This window comes from Chryseobacterium sp. BLS98 (assembly GCF_001045445.1).
Lineage (GTDB): Bacteria > Bacteroidota > Bacteroidia > Flavobacteriales > Weeksellaceae > Chryseobacterium.
The window spans coordinates 952544-976911 of record NZ_LFNF01000001.1 but is presented as its reverse complement, the minus strand read 5'-3'; the positions used below and the strand labels follow the sequence as shown (position 1 = coordinate 976911).

Genomic DNA, 24368 nt, shown 5'->3' with positions numbered 1-24368 from the left:
AACGGCTTATGAAATTACTTTTAGCATCGCAGTCACCGAGAAGAAAAGAACTGCTTTCGAGCTTAGGCTTCGATTTTGAAGTGGTAAAAATAGATTGTGAGGAAGTTCTTCCGGTAGACATCAGAATAGAAGAAGCTGCCGCTTATTTGTCTAAACTAAAAGCAAAGGCATTCAGGGAATTAGCAGCAGATGAAGTCCTGTTAACAGCCGATACAGTAGTGGCCATAGAAAATCAGATCCTGGGAAAACCGAAAGATGGGCATGAAGCAAAACAGATGCTTCGTTTGCTTTCGGGGAAAACCCACCAGGTATACACCGGAATTACTATAAAATCCGGTAGTAAAACAATTACTGAAACTGATGTAGCGGATGTAGAACTGGATGAAATGACAGATGATGAAATAGAATATTATATTCAAAAGTATAAGCCTTTCGACAAAGCAGGCAGTTATGGTATCCAGGAATGGCTGGGCATGGCAAAGATCAGCAGAATGAGCGGAAGCTTCTATACAATCATGGGACTTCCTACCCATTTGGTTTATAAAATTTTGAAAGAAATATAAATATTATTCATTACAAAATTTTGTTATTTTTACAAAATCATCAACTGCTCATAATAAAAAGCAGATAAGAGAGTTATATTGAATAATGAAAAAGAATATATTATTCCTTTTAATCATGTGTATCGTTGCTTCCTGTGCTACCAAGACGAAAAAACCGGAACAGCGATCAAAATTCTTAAAAGGATTCAACACCTACTATAATACCCTTTTTAATGCAAAAGATGCGTTAAACAGTGAATTTACGAGCAGAGATAAGGGACATAAAGATAATTTTTATGCTCCTTATATTCCTATTCTTACATTTGAGGATCAGCCTTTGGGAAGTGATCTGGGCCAGTCTGAAGCATTTGCGGAAAATTCCATGAAAATGGGTGAAATCAACAGGGGTTCTGAAAGGGGAGCCCCGGGAATGCCTCCTTCAATGCCAAACGCACAGGGAAAAGCAACTCCGGCCATGCCTGATGAACTTCAGAATAAAGGAGCAACGACTTTAGAAATTGCGGAAGCAAAAGCTCAAAAAGCCATCAACAAATACTCCGTTATCAGAAACGGTGAAGAAAAAAATAAGAAAATTTTTGACGCCTACATGATCCTTGTGCAATCCAGGATCTATCAGAATAAAGCTGTACAGGCTCTGGATGCCCTGAACTATGTTTTTACCCATATGAAGGATGATAAAAGGCTTCCACTGGCAAGAATTTATCAGGGTGTAGCCTATGCACAGATCAAGGATTATCATAAAGCCAATGAAACTTTTGCCAAACTGCAAGGGGAGGACATTAATAAGAGCTATGCCAAACTGTTGAGCATCTATCATTCTGAAGCTCTTTTGGATGCCGGGAAATTAGATGAAGCTGTAGTAGAACTGGACAGGGCTTTTGAGCTGAATTCCGACAGAAAACTGAAAAGCAGAATTGCTTATCTGAGAGGGCAGGTTACTGAAAACCTCGGACAGAATGATAAAGCCCGTGAAAGCTATACCCAGGCTTATAAATATGCCAACGATTTTGAATTTGAAGTAAAATCCCAGATCGCAATCGCTAAAACTTTCAATGGAAAGGGTGACTATAACGGTGCTAAAAACTATCTTGAAGGAATCAGCAAAAAAGGAACTTACGGCTCAAGAAAGAACGAATTTTACTATGCTTTAGGATTAATGGCCAATAAAGCCGGAAAAAAGGAGGAAGCTCAGGAATTCTTTAAAAAATCATTGTTTGAGAAAGTGTCAGATCCGCAGGTGAGAGGTCTTACCTATTATGAAATAGGGAAAAGCTATCTTGAAAAAAATGATTACATAGGAGCCGGAACCTACTACGATTCTGCTCTTACAGTAATGACTTACGAGCCTTCCAAGGTCCTTTTAAAAGACCAGTCGGAATACATTAAGAAGATCTCTAAAAATTATTACCTGATCAAGAAGAATGACAGTATTCTTTCATTGGCAAAGATGAGTGATGCTCAGAAAACAGACTTTTTCTCAAAATATATTGCCAAACTTAAAATTAAAGAAGAGAAAGAAGAGCAGGAGAGAAGGCGTGCAGAAAGGAACAAAGGTTTTGATACGGGAGATTACAATGCCAATTCAATATTTGCCAATAATACCAATTCGTTTGAAGATTTTGGGGTAACTACCAAAGGTTTTTATTTCAGCAATACGGGAACAGTAAGCAAGGGAAGCTCTTCATTTAAGCAAATCTGGGGAGATCGTGCACTAGCCGATAACTGGCGTTATTCCAAAAAAATGGCGACTATTGAAGACATGAAAAACGAAGCTCTGGGAGTGACTTCAGCACCTAACCCAAGACGTTTTGAGCCTACCTACTATATTGAACAGATCCCGACAGACCAGGAAAAACTGGGACAGCTGAAGAAGGACAGGGATACTGCCTCATTGGGACTGGGAGTCATGTACCAGAATTACTTTACCAATACACCTTTGGCAACGAAGACCCTGTATGATCTTGTTGATGTGAAACCGGAAGAAAAAGTAATGCTTCAGGCCCTGTATGAAATATTTGCGATGAATTACCAAAAGAATCCTCAGGCCGCTGAAAAAGCAAAACAAATCCTTTTAAAAGACTATCCTTATACTTCTTATGCGGAATTTGCAAGAAATCCTAAGAACAATTCATTCGTAAAATCATCGGAAGATGTTGAGAATGAATACAAAAAAGCTTATGCTCTTTATGAATCTGAAAAGTTTACGGAAAGCCGGGATGTGATCGATCAGACGATCCAGAAGTATCCTAAAGATGCCCTTGTTCCGAAATTCCAACTGCTGAATGCATTCAACACCGGAAAAACAAGCGGAAAAGAGGTAATGATCCTGCAGCTTGAACAGATCGCACTGAATTATTCGAAAACCCCTGAAGGCATAAGAGCGAAAGAGATGCTGAATTATCTGAAAAGCGATCTTTCATTTCAGGCTACCGACAATAAAGGAAATTCTCTTTCACAGCAGCCGGAAATGCCTGCACAGCCCGCACAGAACACGAATAATGGTATTCCTGTAAATCCAGCCGGAAATGATAAAAATGCCCAGCTTCAGCAATTTATACAGGACGCCGATACTGATCCTAAAAAACCTAAACAGAAGCTAAAGAAGGATAAGAATAAGGAAAACAATCCTGACGCAATTCCTGAAATGCCTCATTAGAATAAAAAAAGCGAAGATTGAGTCTTCGCTTTTTTAGTATATTTTTTTAAAGTCATTTAGAATCTGATGAATTCTTTTTCTTCACTCCGTGGAAATCTTTGAGATAAAAAGGTTCAAAATAGGCAATATCTTCAAACTCTTCCCGGCTGATCTTTTCTATGGTCTTTCTGATGAGAAACTGAGAAGAAGGATAAGCATCATCTTTAAATTCCGCATCGGGAAGATCCAGAATATCTTTTGCTTTTTTTGCACCGTCTCCTACAAAGATCACTTTTTTATCTTTAAACTCCTGGAAAGAAGTTTCATCTAAAATCTTAGCTTCGGTCCGGGAAAGTTCCTGTCCTGTCAAACCATCATAAACGGCCGTATAGACCTCCATTCTCCTCGCATCGATCAATGGCACTATATAATCATAGTTTTGTCCTAAAAAAGGCTCTATCATCGTTTCTAAAGAATTTACCGCAATTAACGGCACCTTCAGTCCGTAGCAGAATCCTTTGGCAGAAGCAGCTCCGATTCTTAATCCCGTATAAGATCCAGGTCCTTTTCCCAATGATACGGCTTCAATATCTTTCATCGTGATGCCCGCGCCTTCCAAAGCCCATTCTACATAGGTGTGGAGGCTTTCGGACTGTTTATAGTTTTCGGAAACTTCTTCACACAGGCACAGGAGCTTTTCATCGTCTGAAATAGCTACAGAACAGTTTTTGGAAGAGGTTTCCAGATATAGAATTTTCATCTCTTTTATTTTAAGCTAATGTCGAAATTACGAAAGCCCCAAAGGACTTCCGGATATTCTGCAAATTTATGCGTTTATTTTGAGACTATTTTCTGTAAATGGTCCTGGGTTCACTCTGGGCGCTCGGATAAATAGTCATATCAGAAACCATCACATGTTTTGGCGCATTGATACAATAAGCGATGGCATCTGCAATATCTTCCGCTTTTAAAGCTTCATAACCGGCGTATACGGTAGCAGCTCTTTCACTGTCGCCTTTGAATCTTACAAGTGAGAAATCTGTTTCTACAGCACCCGGTTGAATATTGGTTACTTTGATCCCGAATTCAGTAAGTTCCAGACGCATTCCTTCAGAAATTACATCAACGGCTTTTTTAGTTGAACAGTATACCGTACCGTTGGCATAAGTCTGTCTTGCTGCCACTGAACTAATGTTTACAATGTGTCCGGAATTACGGTTTTTCATTGATGGGATAATCATTTTGGAAACATACAAAAGCCCTTTTACATTACCGTCAATCATAGAATCCCAATCCTCTGTCTTTCCGGAAGAAAGAGGTTCCAAACCATGGGCATTACCTGCATTATTAATTAAAACATCAATACTTTTCCATTCCTCAGGCAGAGTATTTATGGCTTTTTCAACTTCTTCAAGATTTCTTACATCAAAATTTAAACTAAATATTTCGGTATATTGAGAAAATTCAGTTTTCAAAGATTCTAAAACTTCATTTCTTCTCCCACAGATGATAATCCTGTTTCCCTGTTTTGCCAGTAGCTCGGCAGTTGATTTTCCTATTCCGGAAGTAGCTCCGGTGATGAGTATTGTTTTCATTTTATTGTAAAAATGTATAATTTAGATCGTATAAAACAGCTTACTGCTTTATGTTTTAGTTGGCATCAAATGCTTCAAAAGCACTTTCAATATGTTCTATATTTAAATTTCCTTTTTCGCCGGGAAGAACAGAAATAATATCAAATCTTACTTCCTGATTTTTATTAAACTCTTCCATAAAATGATTGGCCACCGATACAATTGATTTTATCTTCGATTTGGTAACCGCTTCCTGAGGCAGCATAAAAGCATCCGTAGAGCGGGCTTTCACCTCTACAATAATGATCAGATTATCTTTTTCAGCAATGATATCAATTTCAGCTTTCTGAAAACGGAAGTTTCTGATAAGGATCTTATAACCATTTTTCTGCAGGTATTCTGCCGTTAAATCCTCTGCCTGCTTCCCAAAGTCATTGTGAGTTGCCATTATTTAAAACTCAATCTTAACCTTATCCTTAACCTGTAATCTCACATTTCCTCCAATAATCAAAGGTCTGTTGTCTTTAATATGTCCGTTCGGAAAACCGAAAACAACGGGAAACTTATATTTTGAAATCCTATCTGAAATCAGTTTATAAGCGAATTCGTCGAAGCTTTCTTCGTAGCTTTTATTTTCTTTTTCGTCGCCCATATTGGTCATTCCGCCAACGATAAGTCCTTTTATCTTCCCGAAAACACCGGCAAGTTCCAGGCTCATGATCATTCTGTCAAGAGCATAGAAATTTTCACCAATATCTTCAATGAATAAGATTTTATCCCTGAAATCAAAAGAATATTTGGTTCCCAAAAGGGCATAGATCAGGGCTAAATTGCCTCCAACCAGTTCGCCTTCAATATTCCCCTGCTTATTAAATTCATGAGATTTTAAGGCATATTTAGGCATTTTCCCTTTCAGCACATCAAAGATCATATCGTAGCCCTCATCAGTAACTCCAAAACTGGACGTCTTGATCGTTTGTCCATGGATTGATGCAAATCCTTTATTCAATAAATAGCTTTGAATAACGGTATTATCAGAGTATCCGATGTACCATTTCGGATTTTCTGTGAATTTTTTAAGTTTCAAATGCTGAACCAGATGCTGGCATCCATAGCCTCCTCTGGAAGCCCAGACGGCAGAAATACTGTCATCATTGAAAGCCCAGTTGATATCATTCAGTCTTTCAGTTTCTGTGCCTGCATAATTATATCCGTTTGAAAATTTAGCATAAAGGTGTTCACCAAGAACAGGCTCAAATCCTCTGTTTTTAATCATTTCTATCCCTTTTTCAAGCTGAGAGGTATCTACTGCTCCTGCCGGGGAAATAACGGCTATTTTGGCACCTTTTTTTAGGGGTTTTGGAAATCTTATTTTTTTCATTCTGTTTTTTGATACTTTATTTCTTTTTTCTCAGCTTCTTCCAGACGCCTGTCGAACTGATTAAATTTCTTAAAGCTCTGCAGGAAAATAAAGAAACTGAAAACAATAAGAATCCCACCAACAATTCTTCTGATCTGGTTGGCAAGTTTCTGGGTAAGTTTATCGTGAAATTGTTTTGCCAGGAATATTTTAGCAAGGTCAATGCATAAGTAGGTTCCAATAACAATGCTTATGTAGAAAATAAAGCTGCTGGTATCAGGATACTGGTTTCTTACGGAGATTACAGTAACCAGCCAGAAAAGTATCACTCCTACATTTAAAAGATTAAAGAAAAAACCATTGAAAAACGTTTTAAAATAGTTCTGACCAATGATTTTTTCTTCCCCGGGCATATGCATTTTGGTCTTGGTGACCATCATGACAATCCCGTACACAAAAATAAGTATGGAAGTGATCCTGTAAAATCCGGGATGTTTATCTATCAAAGTAACAATGTCCGCACTTGCATAATAAGCAGCAACGATACATAGCAGATCTGCCGTAATGACCCCAAGATCGAGTGCCAGAGCATGTCTGGGTCCTCTGGTGAAGCTGGTTTCAATTAAAAGGAAAAAAATCGGTCCTATAAAAACCAGGCTCAGCATAAATCCTAAGACAATGGCAGAAAGTACAAGTTCAAACATTCAATAGTATTTTAAATGAAAAAATTCATCCCATTTATACAAAGTTAGACTTTATGATTTAATTAATCAACAATCTTAAAGTCCAACTGTTTCTGAATAAGGTTTGCTTTTACTACTTTTATTCTAACTTCATCACCTAACTGATATTTTTTACCGGTTCTGTTTCCGTATACCGCATGGGTCTTACTATCATATGAATAGGAATCATCGACAAGGTCTCTTAATTTGATGAGTCCTTCGGCACCGTTTTCAGGAATTTCAACCCAGAAACCGAATTCCGCAACACCCGAGATGACTCCACTGAAGGTTTCTCCAAGATGTTTTTCCATAAACTTCACCTGCATGAACTTAATAGAATCTCTCTCTGCATCGGCAGCCAGTCTTTCCATTGCACTGCAGTGTTTGGCCTTCTCTTCTAGTTCCCCCTTGCTTGGAGATTTCCCTCCATCCAGATAATGCTGCAGCAAGCGGTGGGCAAGAAGGTCAGGATAACGACGGATAGGAGAGGTGAAGTGGCTGTAGTATTCAAAACCTAAACCGTAATGGCCAATAGGTTCTGTAGAATATACCGCCTTGCTCATACTTCTCATTGCCAGGGTTTCGATCATATTTTCTTCGCCTTTCCCCTTCACATCATGAAGAAGGTTATTTAATGATTCCGCCACTTTTTTGGTATTGTCGAGGTTCATTTTATACCCGAAAGTGGATACAAAATCCCTCAATGCTTCCAGCTTTGCCGGATCCGGATCATCGTGCACCCTGTATATAAAGGTATTGTTTGTAACACCACCTTTATGCGTTAATGATACAAATTCGGACACCTTTTTGTTGGCCAGCAGCATGAATTCTTCGATTAGGTGATTGGAATCCTTGCTTATTTTAAAGTAAACCCCTACAGGCTCACTGTTTTCATCCAGATTGAACCTCACTTCACTTCTGTCGAATGTAATGGCTCCGTTTTTAATACGCTGATCACGCATAATTTTCGCCAGCCTGTCCAGTGTATTGATTTCTTCTGCAAGATCTCCTTCCCCAGTTTCTATGCGTTCCTGGGCTTCTTCATAGGTAAACCTTCTGTCGGAATGGATTACCGTTCTTCCGAACCATTGTTTCTGGATCTCCGCTTTATCATTCAGTTGGAAAACTGCTGAGAAAGTATATTTATCTTCATTCGGACGTAGGGAACATACATCATTACTTAAAACTTCTGGAAGCATCGGAACTACACGGTCTACAAGATAAACCGAGGTTGCTCTTTTGTAGGCTTCGTCGTCCAGGATCGTACCGGGAACCACGTAGTGGGAAACGTCTGCAATGTGAACACCAATCTCCCAGAATCCGTTTTCCAGTTTTCTTATGGAAAGGGCGTCATCAAAGTCTTTTGCATCTTTAGGGTCGATGGTGAATGTGCAGATATCACGCATATCCCAACGTTTTGCAGCTTCTTCATCTGTGATTCTTCGGTCTATTTTATCTGCATCCAGTTCTACTTCCTGCGGGAATTCGTAAGGAAGTCCATATTCTGCAAGAATAGAGTGGATCTCTGTTTCATGCTCGCCCGGAGCTCCAAGGACCTGAATGATTTCTCCTTCCGGATTTTTATCTCCAGGTTTCCATTCTGTCATTTTAACGATTACTTTGTCACCGTTTTCAGCACCTCCGAATTTTGTTTTCGGAATAAAAATATCTGTGTTGATCGTTTTTTTATCACAAACCACAAATCCAAAATCTTTATGAGCAACGAGCTGGAATGTTCCTACAAACTCAATTCTTGTTCTTTCCAGAACTTCCAGTACTGAACCTTCCAGTTTTTTTCCTTTGAAATGATAAGTGATGATAAGGACTTTATCACCCTGTAGGGCATCTTTCACATTTTTAGAGTGAATAAAGATGTCATCTTCCACACCTTCTACACTTACGTAAGCGTTACCGGACTGATTGAAATCGATGGTTCCTGTTAAAGTTCCTGCTATCTTGAGGTTAACGATATATTTTCCTTTTTCCACTTCTTTGATCTTTTCAGAACCCTGAAGTTTATGAAGAGCCTGGATTACCTGCTCTCTCTGGCGTGGATTTTTATAATCTATTCCGTCTGCAATCTGTTTATAATTGTAGATCTTTGACGAATTGGTATTCATGAAACGCAGGATCTGTCTTCCGATCTCTATGAGTTTCTGTTCGTTTTTATGGCTTATATATTTACCTTTTCTTGGCATTTTTAATGTTATTTAATTGTTATTAACTGTAATAATCTGATTGGGAATCTCAATAATTTTAAAATCCTTTATTTCTTAAAAGAATATTTTATCCGGGCATTTGACTATTTTATTTTACTATTTAAATTCAGTTTCCGGAGATCCTATCAGAATGGCTATTACTTTATTTTATTTTTTGCAGTTATTTATTTTCTATCTGCATTGATCAATCATCTTATCGGCCTTGCAAGAAGATAAGATATAAAAATAGGGAAGATACTTTGATCTCCATTCAGATTTCATTTTCTTATTAATCGTACAGCATCAATTTTCCTTCCAATTTTATCTATTAAGGAAACTTTAATCTGTATAAAATTACTATAAATATGGAGAAGAGGGGAGAAAAACCTTTGATTAAATATCTTTTAATATTTTCAGGCCTTGTATGGAATTAATAGACTGGTAATTTCTATTTAGTAATGCAAATGTACAAAATAAATAATAAATAAGGCCTGCAATTTGATTTACAGGCCTTTATATTTTAGCAAACAGCAATTTTATCAACTCTGTTCTGATGTCTTCCCCCTTCAAAGTCAGTGGAAAGAAATTTGTCTGCAATTTCTATCGCCAGCTCTTTAGAAATAAACCTGGCTGGTATAGAGATCATATTCGCATCATTATGCTGTCTCGCCAGCACTGCGATCTCCGGCATCCAGCAAAGGGCACATCTGATCTTCTGGTGTTTGTTTGCTGTAATCTGAACTCCGTTTCCGCTTCCGCATAATAGAATTCCCAATTCATTTTCACCGTTTTCAACGGAAGTAGCAGCAGGGTGTACAAAGTCCGGATAATCCACACTGTCTGTGGAAAACGTGCCAAAATCCTGAACCTCAAACTTTTCTGAGAGATAGTTCTTAACAATCTCCTTATACTCATAGCCCGCATGGTCTGCAGCAATAGCTATTTTTCTTTTCATAATACTCTTATTAAGTCTTTTTAGATTTTATTTCAATACAAAGGTAAGAATAATAACAAAGTCTGTGAATTGTTCGGGGGTAAATTGTGAAAAGCAGTGTGAGTAACTGTGGAAAACTTTTCTCAACTTTCTATTTTTAAAGATGAATATATTTCGTAATGGGAAATGTAATTGAAAAATTTAATCACAATTTCAAAAATGTTTTCTTCACACAATCCGAATTTTTTCCAGAATAAAATAACTAATAATGATTTCATGGGAAAGTTACTCACATCTGTTAATAAGTCTGTGAAAAAGCAGATTTACAATATATTACAATGTGAATTAAATATGAATTGAATAAAAACTATTTGTTATCAAATATTTCATTAAAACTTATCCCCGAAACTAACAATACTCAACAACAACTACATCATTTCTTTTTTTTAATAGAATAAAAATTGTTGATTAGTGGGTGATTGGGGTTGGGGAAAGTTTTCCAAAACTTTTGTTTTAATGGTTCCGTTGAAAATGTTTAAAAGCTTACATTTGTGAAAAGAAAATTCAAAGATATTTATGAAAACAATCAATGATTTCAATTTTAAAGATAAGAAGGCTCTGGTAAGAGTGGATTTCAATGTTCCGCAGGACGATCAGCTGAAAGTGACGGACAATACAAGAATAGCAGCTGTAAAAGCTACGGTTGAGAAAATTCTTAATGACGGAGGTTCTGTCATTTTAATGACGCATCTTGGAAGACCGAAAGGTGAGGTGAAGGATGAATTTTCTCTTAAGCATATTGTAGATGAAGTTTCAAGCGTTCTTGGACATGAAGTGAAGTTTGTGGATGAATGTATCGGAGAAAAGGCAGAAAAGGCTGCTTCTGAGCTTCAGCCTGGGGAGATCTTATTATTGGAGAATCTTCGTTTTCATAATGAGGAAGAAAAGGGAGATGAAGAATTTGCAGGGAAGCTTGCTAAACTTGGTGATGCGTATGTAAATGATGCATTCGGTACAGCTCACAGGGCTCATGCTTCTACCGCAGTTATTGCCCAGTACTTTCAGTCAACTAAATTTTTCGGTTTACTAATGGCTAAAGAGCTTGAAGCTATTGAAAAGGTGCTGAAGAAAGGAGAAAAGCCTGTAACTGCAATACTTGGAGGCTCTAAAGTTTCAACTAAAATTACCATTATAGAAAATATACTTCCGGCTATTGATAATCTCATCATAGGAGGAGGTATGGCATTCACATTTATTAAAGCTTTAGGAGGAAAGATAGGAAACTCTTTAGTTGAAGAGGATAAGCTTCCTTTAGCTCTTGAGATTTTAGGAAAGGCTAAAGAAAATAAGGTGAAAGTATATCTTCCTTCAGATGTTATTATAGCTGAAGCTTTCAACAATGATGCTGAAAGAAAAGAAGCAGATATTTATGCAATTCCCGAAGGATGGATGGGGCTTGACGCCGGCCATAAATCAAGAGATCAGTTCAATGATGTCCTTTTAAATTCAAGAACAATTCTTTGGAATGGACCGATCGGAGTTTTTGAAATGTCAAACTTTGCGGGTGGAACTGTTGCTCTTGGTGACAGTATTGCTGAAGCTACAAAACTGGGAGCTTTCTCTTTAGTAGGAGGAGGAGACAGCGTTGCTTTTGTGAAGCAGTTCGGTTATGACGATAAAGTAAGCTATGTTTCTACAGGTGGTGGGGCGATGCTTGAAAGTCTGGAAGGATTAGAGCTGCCAGGGGTTGCTGCAATTAATAAATAATTTAAAATATTTTATCTCTATAGAAGACCGTCATTTCCGACGGTCTTTTTATTTTATAACATGAACTAATTTTTATGATTGATATGAAATTTGTATTAATGTGATGATTCCAGAAAATCACCAACCATTTTCTGTTTTTGTTTAAAAGATGTGGATATCTGTAATTTTAATCTAAGTGTAAATTTTTGCCTAAAAATCGAAACATTTATAATTTTATATTTTCATGTAATATAGTTGAGTGTTAATTCGATTCTTAAATTTTTCAATTTAATTTTTTCATGAACTTTCAAATTCTTGTATGTCTTTAAGATTTAATACAATGGAGTAGGGGAAGACTTAATTTTAAAATTGCATTAAGATCAAAATAGAAAAATAAAATCCGGAAAATTCTCCGGATTTTATTTTTTATGCTAAAATGAGTGAAAATTGACCTTCAGAAATGGCTTAAAAATCGATTTTCTACTTTTTTTCGATAATGTATATCAAACTCGAAAATTCGTTCGAAAAAAGTGCCTTTACGTTAGAAATGGTTCCATAGACAACTGCTTTTAGCCAAAAAAATGGTGATTTTTTGTATTTTTCGCTCAGCATTGAGATGTAAAATGAGTCGAGGACCAAAGGTTTGATTTTTCTCATTTTCCAGTTCGGTTTCTTCGAAATTAAATTTTCCATACCGTTTTTGGAGAAATGATAAATATGCCTCGGTACATCATAAGCTGCCCAATATTCTTTGTAATGTTTTGCATCATAGGAAGTAGGGTTGGGAACAGCAATAATTAGCAGACCTTTATCTTTTAATTTCCTGTGAAATATCTCAAGCATCTCATCCTGGTTTTCTATATGTTCAAACACGTGCCATAATGTGATGGCATCCAAACTGTTGTCGGGAATGGTTTGAATGTTATCAAGTACTACAGCTTTGGATATTTTATTCAGCGATGCTTTCCTGGCATCTGCATCAGGCTCAAAACCAAAAGTTTCAAAATCGTTTTCTATATACTTTACAAATTCTCCGGCACCGCAACCATAATCCAGAACTTTTGATCCTTTTTGTATTCTGTCTGCAAGTATATTTCTTTTGTACTGAAGATTAAAAGACTGCAGAAACTTGTAAAGCTTTTCTTTTAAGCTCCCTGAATCCTGATGATGGGAAATATAATCTTCGCTTTCATAATATCTTGAAATATTGGATGGGATAGGGGAAGTTTTAAAAACTCCTTTTGTTTCCGTTTCTTTAATTTCAAATATTTCCTGTGAAAGAAAATGATCTTTTATTCTCATGAAATGATATCTTGATATTTTAAAATAAGGGAATTTATGTATTGTATTTACGTTCATAAACACCCTTATTTTTGCTTTTAATTTACAAATGTTTCACGTGAAACATTTTTGATTTAACGTCCTAAATACACCAGCAAAACGTTTATATCAGCCGGAGAAACACCACTGATCCTTCCTGCCTGAGCAATAGTCTTAGGTCTTACATTGGACATTTTTTGTTTTGCTTCGGAAGAAAGGCTTGAAAGGCTTTTATAATCAAAGTCTTCAGGAATTTTTATGTTTTCCAGGCGGTTAAGCTTAGCAACATTTTCTTTTTCCTTTTCAATATAACCTTTGTATTTAATATTGATTTCTGCCTGTTCTCTTATTTCTTCATCATATTGAGAAGAAAATTCTTTAATAATATCAATTTCATCCAGCTTTTCTAATGTAATATTAGGTCTTGTCAGGAACTGAGCAGCTTTATAAGCTTGATCAACAGGATTACTTTCTGATTTTTCAAGGATAGGATTGATAATACCTGGTTTTAAAGAAGTTTCTCGTAAAAAATCTTCAAGTTCCTGACTCTTAGATACTTTGGTTTCAACTTTTCTTAATCTGTCTTCTTTTGCAAGCCCTAAATCAAATGCTTTTTTAGTAAGTCTGATATCAGCGTTATCCTGTCTCAGTAAAAGCCTGTATTCTGCACGGGAAGTAAACATTCTGTAAGGTTCTTCTGTTCCTTTCGTAATAAGATCATCAATCAGTACCCCAATATAAGCTTCATCCCTGTTTAGGATAAAATCTTCTTTATCATGCACTTTATTGTGGGCATTGATCCCGGCAATTAATCCTTGTCCGGCTGCTTCTTCATATCCTGTAGTACCATTGATCTGGCCCGCAAAATATAAATTAGCAATTAATTTGGTTTCTAGAGTATGCTTTAATTGAGTAGGAGGGAAGTAGTCGTATTCAATAGCATAACCGGGACGGAAAACTTTTACGTTTTCAAATCCTGGAATTTGCTTCATAGCTTTGATCTGTACATCTTCAGGAAGGGAAGAACTGAATCCGTTTACGTAAATCTCAACAGTTTTCCAACCTTCCGGTTCTACGAAAAGCTGGTGTCTTGTTCTTTCTGCAAAACGATTGATTTTATCTTCAATACTTGGGCAATATCTTGGACCTAAACTTTGGATAGTTCCGTTAAACATAGGACTTCTGTCAAAACCTTCACGCAAAATATCGTGTACCGTTTCATTGGTGTATACGATATGGCAGCTTAATTGTTTTGTTAATTTAGGGGTATCCATATAGCTGAACTTTTGAGGATTTTCATCTCCTTTCTGTTCTTCCATTTTGGAATAATCCAGGCTTCTTCCATCCACTCGGGGAGGGGTTCCTGTTTTCATTCTTCCGGCTTCGAAGCCTAAACTTACAAGCTGCTCTGTAATTCCGAAAGCTCTGGGTTCACCCATTCTTCCTCCGCCTAATTGCTTATCTCCAACATGAATCAGTCCATTCAGAAAAGTTCCGTTGGTAAGAACTACAGATTTAGCTTTTATTTCAATTCCCAAAGAAGTAATAACTCCGGTTACCTTATTATTTTCTACAATAAGCTGTTTCACCATATCCTGGAAAAAATCAAGATTAGGCGTATTTTCTAATGCTAGTCTCCATTCTTCTGCAAAAAGCATTCTGTCGTTTTGGGTTCTTGGAGACCACATAGCAGGACCTTTTGAAAGGTTGAGCATTTTGAACTGGATAGCAGATTTATCAGCTACAATTCCGGAGTATCCTCCCATAGCATCAATCTCTCTTACAATCTGTCCTTTTGCGATTCCTCCCATGGCCGGGTTGCAGCTCATCTGTCCGATGGTCTGCATATTCATTGTAACAAGCAGGGTCTTTGAACCTAGGTTCGCAGCCGCAGCTGCAGCTTCACATCCTGCATGTCCGGCACCTACTACAATTACGTCGTATATTTCTGAAATCATTTTTATATTGCTTATTTAAAGCTCTTATTTTTACTATTTTCCTTGAATGTTTCACGTGAAACATTTTTGAAGAATGCGCTCCAGGTGAGCTTTTATACTAGCTATAACTGAATACTTTACGAATTGTTATTTAAGCAATTCTTCAATTTATTAAGGATTTGTTTCCTTAAACTTAGTTAAATATAAATCTTCCATTCTTCGCATCTCTTTCTCTTCTTCTTCCGTCTTATCCTTGTATCCTGCCAGGTGAAGGATTCCGTGAGCGAGGACTCTTTTTAGTTCTTCCTCATAATCTCTGGAAAGGGTAGAAGCGTTGTCTGAAATTCGCTGCAAAGATACGAAAATCTCTCCGCTTATTGTTTTGCCTTTTACATAATCGAAAGTGATGATATCGGTATAATAATCATGCTGCAAATAATCCTGATTAATCTTCAGCAGATATTCGTCATCACAGAAAATATAATTGATTTCACCAGGTTTTTTTCCTTCTGAAAGAATAATATCTTCCAGCCATTTTTGATAATCTGTATTCACAGATTCTTCTAAGTTTTCGTAAAAGAATTGTATCATTGTATTAAAACCAGTGTCCTAAAATAACACTGAATATGCCTTTTTGATTGTTTTTAAGTGAATGGCTAAAGTTGATCTTAATCTGCCCGAACGGAGATTTGTATCCAGCCGTAAGCCCTACTGAGCTATAATTTACTTTAACTGCATCTTCGAAGTTGATATCATCCGAAAGGTTCGCAAAGCTGAAATTCCCGCTCAGGAAATAGTTTTTATTAAATTTGAACTGAATATCATTGGAAACAAGGATTACATTATTGGTATTGAGCTGTGCAAAATAAAAGCCTCCGAAACTCTTGAAGTTGATCATATTCTGTTCAAAAATCCCTCCCAGTCTGTACTGGTAAAATTCCGGAAGATCATCACCGATTGTAATTCCCCCGTAAAGGTTAAGACGGTAGGAAAACTGCTTGGAAAGGGGAACATTCAGCCTGATGTCGGCTTTAACCTGGATAATTCTCTTTTCGACCTCAGATTTTAAAAGATCTACTACTTTTCCTTCAGCATTAATGTAAATACCTCTGGAGGGGAAATCTTTATCATTCTGGGTATCGCTTTTCAAAAAGACATAAGGATTTAAAAATCTCATATATCTTTCATGCTCGCCATTTATTTCTGCTCCGAAATAATCGTGGCTGATTCCACCTCCGATGGCAAATTTATCTTTCCATACAGACTGTATAAAAGCTTCATTTCTGAACCATTCCCATTTGTCAACCACATTATTGTCCATGTTTTTCAGATCAAAGCTCATTCCGGATGAGTAAATACCGAAGCCCGGAATATATCCGTTATCTATAAAATAATTCAGATAGTATCTTGGTTTGTCGCCTACCACCACGTCAAGTGACAGATTTGAATTTTTGAATAAAAGACGTTTTCCCGAATAATTCAGAAGAAGACCGGTTTTGAATACTTCATCATAATGCAGTCCGACCTTCAGGAAATGACGAGCTTCATCTTCTGTAACGTACAGTTTAAGATAATTGGCATTATTTTCGGGAATAATATCATAATTGATAAAACGGTAATTATTGGTTGCAACCAGTTTATCTATTTTTTTATTGATGGAGCCGTAAGTCTGCATGGAAGGGAGGCGGAGCCCCATTTTCCCCAGAACATAGTTTTTACCGTAAATACGGCCTCCATCCAGTGAAATGCTGTCAATCTTATATACATTGGAATATATGGGATTTACGCGCTCTCTGAGACGGTCAAACTGGCGTTTTGGAAGCTGGTCCAGTACCGCTGCATATTTTTTTCCTTCCGCATACCCGCTGTCAAGAATTTTTTTCTTCTCATCATAGCTGGTTGCAGTCATGCCTTTTAAATCCGGCTTGATATTAATATCTGTGTATTTGTATTGCTTTTTTGTATCTCTTTTGATTCCGAAATCAATAACCTGGTTCAGAATTGAAATAATATTGTTTAAATCCTCTCTTTTCGATAAATCCTGGTTAAGGTCCACACCGATCACAATATCGATTCCTTTGTCCTTTAACGGTTTTGAAGGATAATTAACGGTCATTGCTCCGTCTATATAAATACTATCGCCAATTTTAACAGGATCCATGAGAGAAGGAAATGCTGAACTCGCCATAATGGACTGTACAAGATCTCCTTTTTCAAAAATTTCCATATTTCCGCTTTCCAGATTGGTAGCAACACACATGAAAGGGATGGGTAATTTGGAGAAATCATCAATATTGGAAACATTTTTGAAAAGCTCCTTGAGAAGGTATACATTTCTCTGGCCGGAACTTATAGAAGAGGGAAGGGATATTTTTCCGTTCTTTAAAGGGATGGATAGAAGATATTTATCAACGGATTTATTGAAGAAAGAAGACTCCTGCCGGGATTTCGGATCCATGATAAGAGAATAGAAATCCGTATCCATTACAATTTTTTCTATTTCTTTCCCGGAATATCCTGAAGCATATAATCCACCTACGATAGCACCCATACTGGTCCCTGAGATGTAATCGACTTTTACTCCCAATGAATCTAATACTTTCAGTACTCCGACATGTGAAAATCCTTTGGCACCACCACCCGCAAGTGAAAGACCTATTTTTGGATTTTTTGGTATGACCAGATCCTTTTTCACCTGGGAATGGATCATAAGAAGTTGAAATACGAAGAGAAGGATCAGGAGTTTTCTCATAACTAGTCTTTTATATAAATCCGTTTCACCCGGGGCGAAATGGAGGTTAACACTTCATAGGTTATAGTTTTGCAGTATCCTGCAAATTCTTTTAAACTTGGTTTTGCATTAAAAATGGTAACAGTGTCACCTTCCTTTACATTAGGTATTTGGTCTACATTAATCATCATCATATCCATACAAAGATTTCCTACAATGGGAGCCAGAATCTTATTAACTCCTACATTTCCTACCTGGTTGCCTATCAATCTTGGGATTCCGTCCGCATATCCCACCGGAATAGTAGCAATCTTAGCTGCATGATCAGGCTTATATTTTCTGCTGTAGCCTACAGATTCTCCTGTATCAACTGTTGAGATCTGTGAAATTACGGTTTTAAAACTTACTACAGACTGAAGTTGTTTCTGTATTTCACTACAGGGTGATTCTCCAATCATTCCGATCCCGATTCTTACCATATCATACTGGTGTTCCGCATAACTTGTTATTCCGGAAGAATTCAGGATATGTCGGAGAGGAGCGTAGCCCAGTTTCTCAATCAGATAGCTTGAATTCTTTTCGAAAATCTCAAACTGTTTGTATGTAAATTCCCTTTCTTCTGGCATATCAGAAGAAGAAAGGTGACTGAATAAACTCTGAACCTTTACATTTTTATGACTTAAAGTTTCGCTTAGCTCATCCAATTCAAAATCTTTGAAACCAAGACGGTGCATTCCCGTTTCAAGCTTGATATGTATAGGATATTTTTTATCGTAGCCTGATTTCTGTACAGCTTCATAGAATAATTCCAAAACCCTGAAACTGTAGATTTCAGGTTCAAGGTTATATTCAATAATGGCCTCGTAGCTGTGCTGTTCAGGATTCATTATTATGATAGGTGTGGTAATGCCTTTTTTACGCAGTTCTATTCCTTCATCGGCATAAGCAACCCCCAGATAATCGATATGGTGATGCTGCAGAAATTCGGAAATCTCATAGCTTCCCAATCCATAGGCATTTGCCTTTACCATAGCCATCATTTTGGTTCCCGGTTTCAGCAGGGATTTATGATAGTTGATATTATGAAGAATAGCATTCAGGTTAATTTCCAGAACGGTATCATGCTTTCTGAGTTCAAGGATATCTTTAAGCTTTTCAATCTCAAATTTCCTTGCTCCTTTGAGAAGAATAATCTGGTTTTCAATTTCTGTAAGTCGCTTACTTTCAATTAATTCCTGAGTACTGACAAAAGTGGAGGTTTTAGCTTTAAATAATTCACTGAATTTTGATATTTCATCGCCGATCAGGAATACAAAGTCAAAATTCTGATCATTCACCAACTCGGAAACTTCTTCGTAGAGTTCTTTAGAATTGGAATTAACGCCTACGATATCGGTTAAAACCAAAGATTTCTTAGGTTTTTTATATTCATTAAGAAACTGAAGGGCGGTTTTCAGGGAATCCAGATCCAGGTTAAAAGAATCATTAATAACAATATTATTTTTAATTCCTTCGATGGCTTCCAGGCGCATTTCTACAGCTTTTAAGGAATTGATCTTTTCAACGATCTTCTGATTATCAATCTTCAGCTCCTTTAAAACCGTAATCAATGCCAGGGCATTGGTGAGTGTGGCTTCATCTCTCTGATGAACAGGGAAAGAGATCTCTTCATCAAAGTAAACAACCGTTATTTTTTCATCCTTAGAAACATCTTCTTTAATGAAAACCTGGTTATCTTTCTTAAGACCGTAAGAAATTAATTTTTTGGTTGAATATAATTCCTTTATTTTTTTGGTAACCAATGAATTATCGCCATTGTAAATAATAACTTCAGAAGCTTTAAAAAGCTTTATTTTTTCGTCGATAAGCTCCTCTTCAGATTGAAAATTGGCTGCATGGGCATTTCCAATATGGGTCAGAAGACCGATTTGCGGATGGAATATACTTTCCAGCTTTTCCATTTCGTGAGGTTTTGAAATTCCTACTTCAAAAATTCCAAGCTCATAAGAGCTGTTGATCTGAAGCAGGGAAAGCGGAAGACCGATCTGGGAATTGAAGCTTTTTGGACTTTTTACAGTCGGGAATTCATTCCACAGACATTGATAAAGCCATTCCTTTAAGATAGTTTTACCGTTACTTCCGGTAATCCCGATGGATTTCAGGTGAGAATGCTCAAAATGATATTGAGCCAGTTTTTGAAGAAAATCTACCGAATTGTCAACAATGATCCATGTTACATGTTCGAACCTGGGATCCTGATGCTCGGAAATAATCACATCAATACCGCGGTCCACTGCAGATTCAATGAACTTTTCACCGGAATTCTTATGCGTATTGATCGCAATAAATGCCGTATTTTTCGTTGAATAAATAATCCTGCTGTCAAATGCTATATTTCTGATCGACAGGTTTCCGTCTCCAATGATTTGCGCATTGGTGATCTCTGCAATTTGTTTTACTGTATAATTCATTGGTACCCCTTCTGCTTTATTTTTTAGCGAAATGGCAAAAGGTAAAATAGTAAAAAGGCTGAGATTGATGATATCATCTGGTTTTTCCTTGTTAAATATTTTACAGTCTGGCTTTTTCGCTTTTCATTTTATATTAAATAGCCACTATTATATTTGCTGCATTCAGCCTTTTTACAACTTTGCTGTTTTACTTTTACAGCTATTTTCTTTTTGAAAGTACTTCATCAATAAAAACACGACGGCTTACAGCTTCATAGCTTTCGGTTTCGCCAAGCTCTACCAGATCATTTCCCTGTGAAGTCCTCATCGAATAATTGGCCAGATTACCCGTTCTCTTGCAAATAGCATGCACTTTTGTGACATATTCTGCAGTCGCCATCAGATTGGGCATGGGCCCGAACGGTCGTCCCAGGAAATCCATATCTAGGCCTGCAATTACTACTCTTATGCCGCTGTTGGCAAGCTGATTGGCAATATCAACAATGCTTTCATCAAAAAACTGTGCTTCATCTATCCCCACTACATCACAGTTGGAAGCCAGAAGGAGAATTTCATTGGGATTATCTACTGCCGTACTCCGGATCTTGTTCTGATTGTGAGAAACAACATCCTCTTCGGAATATCGGATATCCAGTCTCGGTTTAAAAATCTCCACGTTCTGTCCTGCCATTTCTGCTCTGCGTAATCTCCGGATCAATTCTTCAGTTTTTCCGGAAAACATAGAGCCACAAATAACTTCCATCCAACCACTTTGTTTGGAATGATTAATTGTATTTTCTAAAAACATTTGTTAAATTAGCCGTATATTTTTAAGATCAAAAGTAAGCAATTTTAATAAGATTCTTATTATGCAAAACATCCAAGATTTAAAGGAAAAAATTTTTTTTGAATCCAAAAATATCATTGATATTTTGGAGAAAATAAACAATGTAGACGAATTACTTTCCAAGCAGGATCTTGTAGATGAGCTTGCGAACAGGATCTCTTTTTTAAGACTTCTGGAAAAAAATATTGAGTATTTTATTACAGATCATCCACAGCAGAAGGCAGAGAATCAGTATGTTTCTTTAAGTTCGGATGATGTGCACGAGTCTCATCATGAAGTGACGGAAGAAGAGGCCATTTTCAATAATGAGTTTAATGAAATTGATGAAAATGAGATTGAAAATTATTCAGGAACATCAGCAGATGAAGAGGAAAAATTCAATCATCAGCTCGATGAGATTGTAGAAAATGAATTTCACGAAAACATGGTCAGTTTTGTGGAAGAAAACTATGAACAGGAGACGGCTGTTCAGGAAAAGACTTCTCACAAAGACATTACGGAAGAAGAAGCGGTTTTCAATAACCAGCTGAATGAGATTGATGAAAATGAAACTTTCAATGCCAGTGAAAAGGTCTTCAGCTTTATTGATGAAGAAAGAGTTCTTGCAGATGCGAAGCCTGATAATGATGAAGATCTGAATGAAGATTTATTTGTTAATGAATTGATAGAAGAAGAGGCTGTTTTTAACAATCAACTCAATGAAATTGACGAAGATGAAGAGATGGTTTCACATGAAACAATTGCTTCAGATAACCTGTTGAAAGAAGAACCAATCCATCAGGAAACTGCAGATAAAGCCAGAGAACAGGCAGAAAGAATCCCAAGCATATTCGATCCGGAAATGCTGGAAGATGAAATCCTGATTGAAGAAAATGAAGAACAGTTCATGGTAAATAGCGCTGGCATTGACCAGGGAGAAATGCTTACGGAAACATCCAATGTAGAAGGGATTCTGAGTGAAATAAAACATGACGTTCCTTCCGAAGAAAAAGAAGAGACGATTCTGGCAGAAGTGTACGACAGAAGAAAAATCGTTGAAATAGATAAACCTCTTTCGGAAAAAGAAAAACATGCTTCTGATGAAAGCTTCGAAGATCTGGATGCTTATCAGCGGGAGAAAAAAATAAAACTGGCTAATATCAAAGGCCTGAAAGTAGTACAGAGCCTTTTTGATGATGACCCTCTTGAAAGAGAGGCTCCTAAGGAAAAACCAGCACCTGAAGTAAAGGAAGACATAGGAAGCATCCTTAAAACTAACATTCCTACCAATTTTATGGAAGCTGACAAGGTAAAACCTGAGTTCAGGCTGGATCTGAATGACAGGATTGCTTTTTCAAAAATGCTGTTTGGGGGAAGCCAGTCGGATCTTAACGAAACGGTGGCCCGCCTGAACGGATTCAGAAATCTGGAAGAAGCAAAAGAATATCTCAGCGATCTTTATTACGAAAGGAAGTGGAGTAAAGTAGATGAATATGCCCAGAGACTCTGGATATTGGTAGAAAATAAATTCTTATAATTTTGAGCGGAATCTTATATTTTGTTCCCACGCCCGTCGGGAACTTAGAAGATATGACCTTCAGGGCGATAAAAGTCCTTAAGGAAGTTGATTATATTTTGTGTGAAGACACCAGGACATCAGGAATACTTTTAAAGCATTTTGAGATCTCCAAACCTTTAAAATCCTATCACCTTCATAATGAGCACCAGGCCACTGAAAAAGTGATTGGTGATCTTAAAAACGGGCAGAATATTGCCATTATTACAGACGCGGGAACTCCCGGAATTTCAGATCCGGGCTATCTTCTGGCAAAAGCAGGATCCGATAATCATATTGAAATGATCTGCCTTCCTGGAGCAACAGCTTTAATTCCGGCACTTGTAGTTTCAGGACTTCCGAATAATGAATTTCTTTTTGCAGGATTTCTTCCTCAGAAAAAGGGAAGACAGACGAAGCTTAAACAGCTTGCAGAAGAAAAAAAGACCATTGTTTTATACGAAAGTCCACATAAGATTAATACGACTCTGGAGCAGATCAGAGAATTCTTTGGTGAAGAAACAAAAGCAAGCCTGAGCAGGGAAATTTCCAAAAAGTTTGAAGAAACCAAACGTGGAACAATCAGTGAATTAATAGAATTTTCCAAAAGTAAAACTTTAAAAGGAGAGATTGTTCTTATTGTAAATAACTCGATTTAACACCATTGAGAAACTTAGTTTTTGCACTGTGATCATCAGTGTGTATGGTCCGAACTAATCATTAATTTCCTTGTCCGAAATAAGCAGGGGCATTGTCCTGGTACTTTACAAGATTTAAATAGGCATCTGCTTTTATGATATGACAAAAAACAGAGAAAAAAATTCACTAATTTGATGATTTGAAATATATTGAATAACAAATTATAATATCTTTGCGGACTGATTAATTTGTATAAAATTAAATATGCTAAATTGCCGTTTTTTAAAGACGGAAGTATTTACCACGAATATAATTATCAAGAGATATGATGAAACTATTAGAAGGAAAAGTAGCGCTAATTACCGGAGCTACAAGAGGAATCGGAAAGAAAATCGCTGAAATGTACGCTGAACAGGGTGCAAAAGTAGCATTTACCTATGCCGGCTCTGTAGAAAAAGCCAAGGAATTGGAAGCAGCTTTAAGTTCTGTAACCCAGATCAAAGGATATCAGTCTGACGCATCAGATTACGATGCAGCTCAAAAATTAATCGATGATGTAATGGAAGAGTTCGGAAAAATTGATATTCTGGTCAACAATGCAGGGATCACAAGAGACAACCTGTTGTTGAGAATGACTAAAGAGGACTGGGACAAAGTAATGAGGATCAATTTGGATTCAGTATTTAACCTTACAAAAGCGGTGATCAAACCAATGATGAAAGCTAAATCAGGATCTATCATTAATATGACTTCCGTAGTTGGGATTAGCGGAAACGCCGGACAATCCAATTATGCAGCTTCTAAAGCCGGAGTGATAGGATTTACAAAATCCATCGCGCTGGAATTGGGATCAAGAAACATCAGATGTAATGCTGTTGCCCCTGGATTCACTGAAACTGAAATGACTGCCGATCTGGATGAAAAAACACTTCAGGCCTGGAGAGACAGGATTCCAATGAAGAGAGCCGGGCAGACAAGCGACGTAGCCAATGCCTGTGTATTCCTAGGAAGTGACATGGCTTCTTACATTACAGGACAAACCCTGAATGTAGACGGCGGAATGCTGACTTAATAATAAAACAAAGTAAAACAAAACCGGCTGTACATCATTTGTACAGCCGGTTTCTATTTCTGCCAGATCAAAAAAGAAAAATCTGCTCAATCTGTAAAAACAGCGA

Annotated in this window: 19 protein-coding genes; 6 read left to right on the top strand and 13 right to left on the bottom strand. The window is 37.1% G+C overall.

Annotation, left to right across the window (positions count from 1 at the left end; translation table 11 throughout):
• Window positions 1-8 precede the first annotated feature (8 nt).
• Together ACM40_RS04355 and ACM40_RS04350 are read left to right on the top strand one after the other, a co-directional pair.
• On the top strand, window positions 9-563 hold the full coding sequence (locus ACM40_RS04355) for a Maf family protein (protein ID WP_048501562.1): 555 nt from the start codon (window positions 9-11) through the stop codon (window positions 561-563).
• An 85-nt stretch (window positions 564-648) separates the two neighbouring features.
• The gene (locus ACM40_RS04350) at window positions 649-3219 is read left to right on the top strand and encodes a tetratricopeptide repeat protein (RefSeq protein WP_083996786.1); all 2571 of its coding nucleotides are present in this window, start codon (window positions 649-651) and stop codon (window positions 3217-3219) included.
• Window positions 3220-3271: 52 nt separating this feature from the next.
• On the opposite strand, the gene tsaB is transcribed toward ACM40_RS04350, so the two are convergent.
• The 7 genes from tsaB to rpiB all read right to left on the bottom strand — a co-directional run bounded on the left by tsaB (window position 3272) and on the right by rpiB (window position 10007).
• Window positions 3272-3958, bottom strand: coding sequence for a tRNA (adenosine(37)-N6)-threonylcarbamoyltransferase complex dimerization subunit type 1 TsaB (gene tsaB / locus ACM40_RS04345; protein ID WP_048501561.1), 687 nt, complete (start codon window positions 3956-3958; stop codon window positions 3272-3274).
• 85 nt (window positions 3959-4043) lie between these two features.
• A complete protein-coding gene (locus ACM40_RS04340; protein WP_048501560.1) occupies window positions 4044-4793 on the bottom strand; it encodes an SDR family NAD(P)-dependent oxidoreductase in 750 nt (249 codons plus the stop codon).
• Between the two features lie 55 nt (window positions 4794-4848).
• Window positions 4849-5220 carry a YraN family protein gene (locus ACM40_RS04335; protein ID WP_048501559.1) on the bottom strand — a complete coding sequence of 124 codons (372 nt, stop codon included), beginning with the start codon at window positions 5218-5220 and terminating at the stop codon, window positions 4849-4851.
• Window positions 5221-5223: 3 nt separating this feature from the next.
• A complete protein-coding gene (locus tag ACM40_RS04330) occupies window positions 5224-6153 on the bottom strand; it encodes an LD-carboxypeptidase (protein ID WP_048501558.1) in 930 nt (309 codons plus the stop codon).
• Entirely contained in the window at window positions 6150-6836 is a 687-nt protein-coding gene (locus ACM40_RS04325; RefSeq protein WP_048501557.1) for a LysE family translocator, read from the bottom strand. The genes ACM40_RS04330 and ACM40_RS04325 overlap by 4 nt, the downstream gene beginning before the upstream one ends.
• 62 nt (window positions 6837-6898) lie before the next feature.
• Complete coding sequence (gene rnr / locus ACM40_RS04320; protein ID WP_048501556.1) at window positions 6899-9052, bottom strand: ribonuclease R; 2154 nt, start codon at window positions 9050-9052, stop codon at window positions 6899-6901.
• A gap of 520 nt (window positions 9053-9572) precedes the next feature.
• Window positions 9573-10007, bottom strand: a complete 435-nt coding sequence (rpiB, locus tag ACM40_RS04315; protein WP_048501555.1) for a ribose 5-phosphate isomerase B — start codon at window positions 10005-10007, stop codon at window positions 9573-9575.
• Window positions 10008-10562: 555 nt separating this feature from the next.
• Between rpiB and ACM40_RS04310 the strand changes: the two genes are divergently transcribed.
• Complete coding sequence (locus ACM40_RS04310; protein ID WP_048501554.1) at window positions 10563-11753, top strand: phosphoglycerate kinase; 1191 nt, start codon at window positions 10563-10565, stop codon at window positions 11751-11753.
• Window positions 11754-12212: 459 nt separating this feature from the next.
• Here the strand turns inward: ACM40_RS04310 and ACM40_RS04305 are convergent, their stop codons facing one another.
• The 6 genes from ACM40_RS04305 to ACM40_RS04280 form a co-directional block, all read right to left on the bottom strand.
• The gene (locus ACM40_RS04305; RefSeq protein WP_048501738.1) at window positions 12213-13034 is read right to left on the bottom strand and encodes a class I SAM-dependent methyltransferase; all 822 of its coding nucleotides are present in this window, start codon (window positions 13032-13034) and stop codon (window positions 12213-12215) included.
• A 113-nt stretch (window positions 13035-13147) separates the two neighbouring features.
• Window positions 13148-15010 carry a tRNA uridine-5-carboxymethylaminomethyl(34) synthesis enzyme MnmG gene (gene mnmG / locus ACM40_RS04300; protein WP_048501553.1) on the bottom strand — a complete coding sequence of 621 codons (1863 nt, stop codon included), beginning with the start codon at window positions 15008-15010 and terminating at the stop codon, window positions 13148-13150.
• A gap of 150 nt (window positions 15011-15160) precedes the next feature.
• Window positions 15161-15580, bottom strand: a complete 420-nt coding sequence (gene ybeY / locus ACM40_RS04295) for an rRNA maturation RNase YbeY (protein ID WP_048501552.1) — start codon at window positions 15578-15580, stop codon at window positions 15161-15163.
• Window positions 15581-15584: 4 nt separating this feature from the next.
• Window positions 15585-17741 carry a patatin-like phospholipase family protein gene (locus ACM40_RS04290; protein ID WP_048501551.1) on the bottom strand — a complete coding sequence of 719 codons (2157 nt, stop codon included), beginning with the start codon at window positions 17739-17741 and terminating at the stop codon, window positions 15585-15587.
• A 2-nt stretch (window positions 17742-17743) separates the two neighbouring features.
• Entirely contained in the window at window positions 17744-20191 is a 2448-nt protein-coding gene (locus tag ACM40_RS04285; RefSeq protein WP_048501550.1) for a bifunctional UDP-N-acetylmuramoyl-tripeptide:D-alanyl-D-alanine ligase/alanine racemase, read from the bottom strand.
• A 199-nt stretch (window positions 20192-20390) separates the two neighbouring features.
• Window positions 20391-20978 carry a thymidine kinase gene (locus tag ACM40_RS04280; RefSeq protein WP_040992993.1) on the bottom strand — a complete coding sequence of 196 codons (588 nt, stop codon included), beginning with the start codon at window positions 20976-20978 and terminating at the stop codon, window positions 20391-20393.
• A 61-nt stretch (window positions 20979-21039) separates the two neighbouring features.
• On the opposite strand from ACM40_RS04280, the gene ACM40_RS04275 reads away from it, so the two are divergent.
• From ACM40_RS04275 to fabG, 3 genes are all read left to right on the top strand, one after another.
• Window positions 21040-22533 carry a hypothetical protein gene (locus ACM40_RS04275; protein WP_048501549.1) on the top strand — a complete coding sequence of 498 codons (1494 nt, stop codon included), beginning with the start codon at window positions 21040-21042 and terminating at the stop codon, window positions 22531-22533.
• Window positions 22534-22535: 2 nt separating this feature from the next.
• Entirely contained in the window at window positions 22536-23210 is a 675-nt protein-coding gene (gene rsmI / locus ACM40_RS04270; protein ID WP_048501548.1) for a 16S rRNA (cytidine(1402)-2'-O)-methyltransferase, read from the top strand.
• A gap of 308 nt (window positions 23211-23518) precedes the next feature.
• Complete coding sequence (fabG, locus tag ACM40_RS04265) at window positions 23519-24262, top strand: 3-oxoacyl-[acyl-carrier-protein] reductase (protein WP_048501737.1); 744 nt, start codon at window positions 23519-23521, stop codon at window positions 24260-24262.
• Window positions 24263-24368 lie beyond the last annotated feature (106 nt).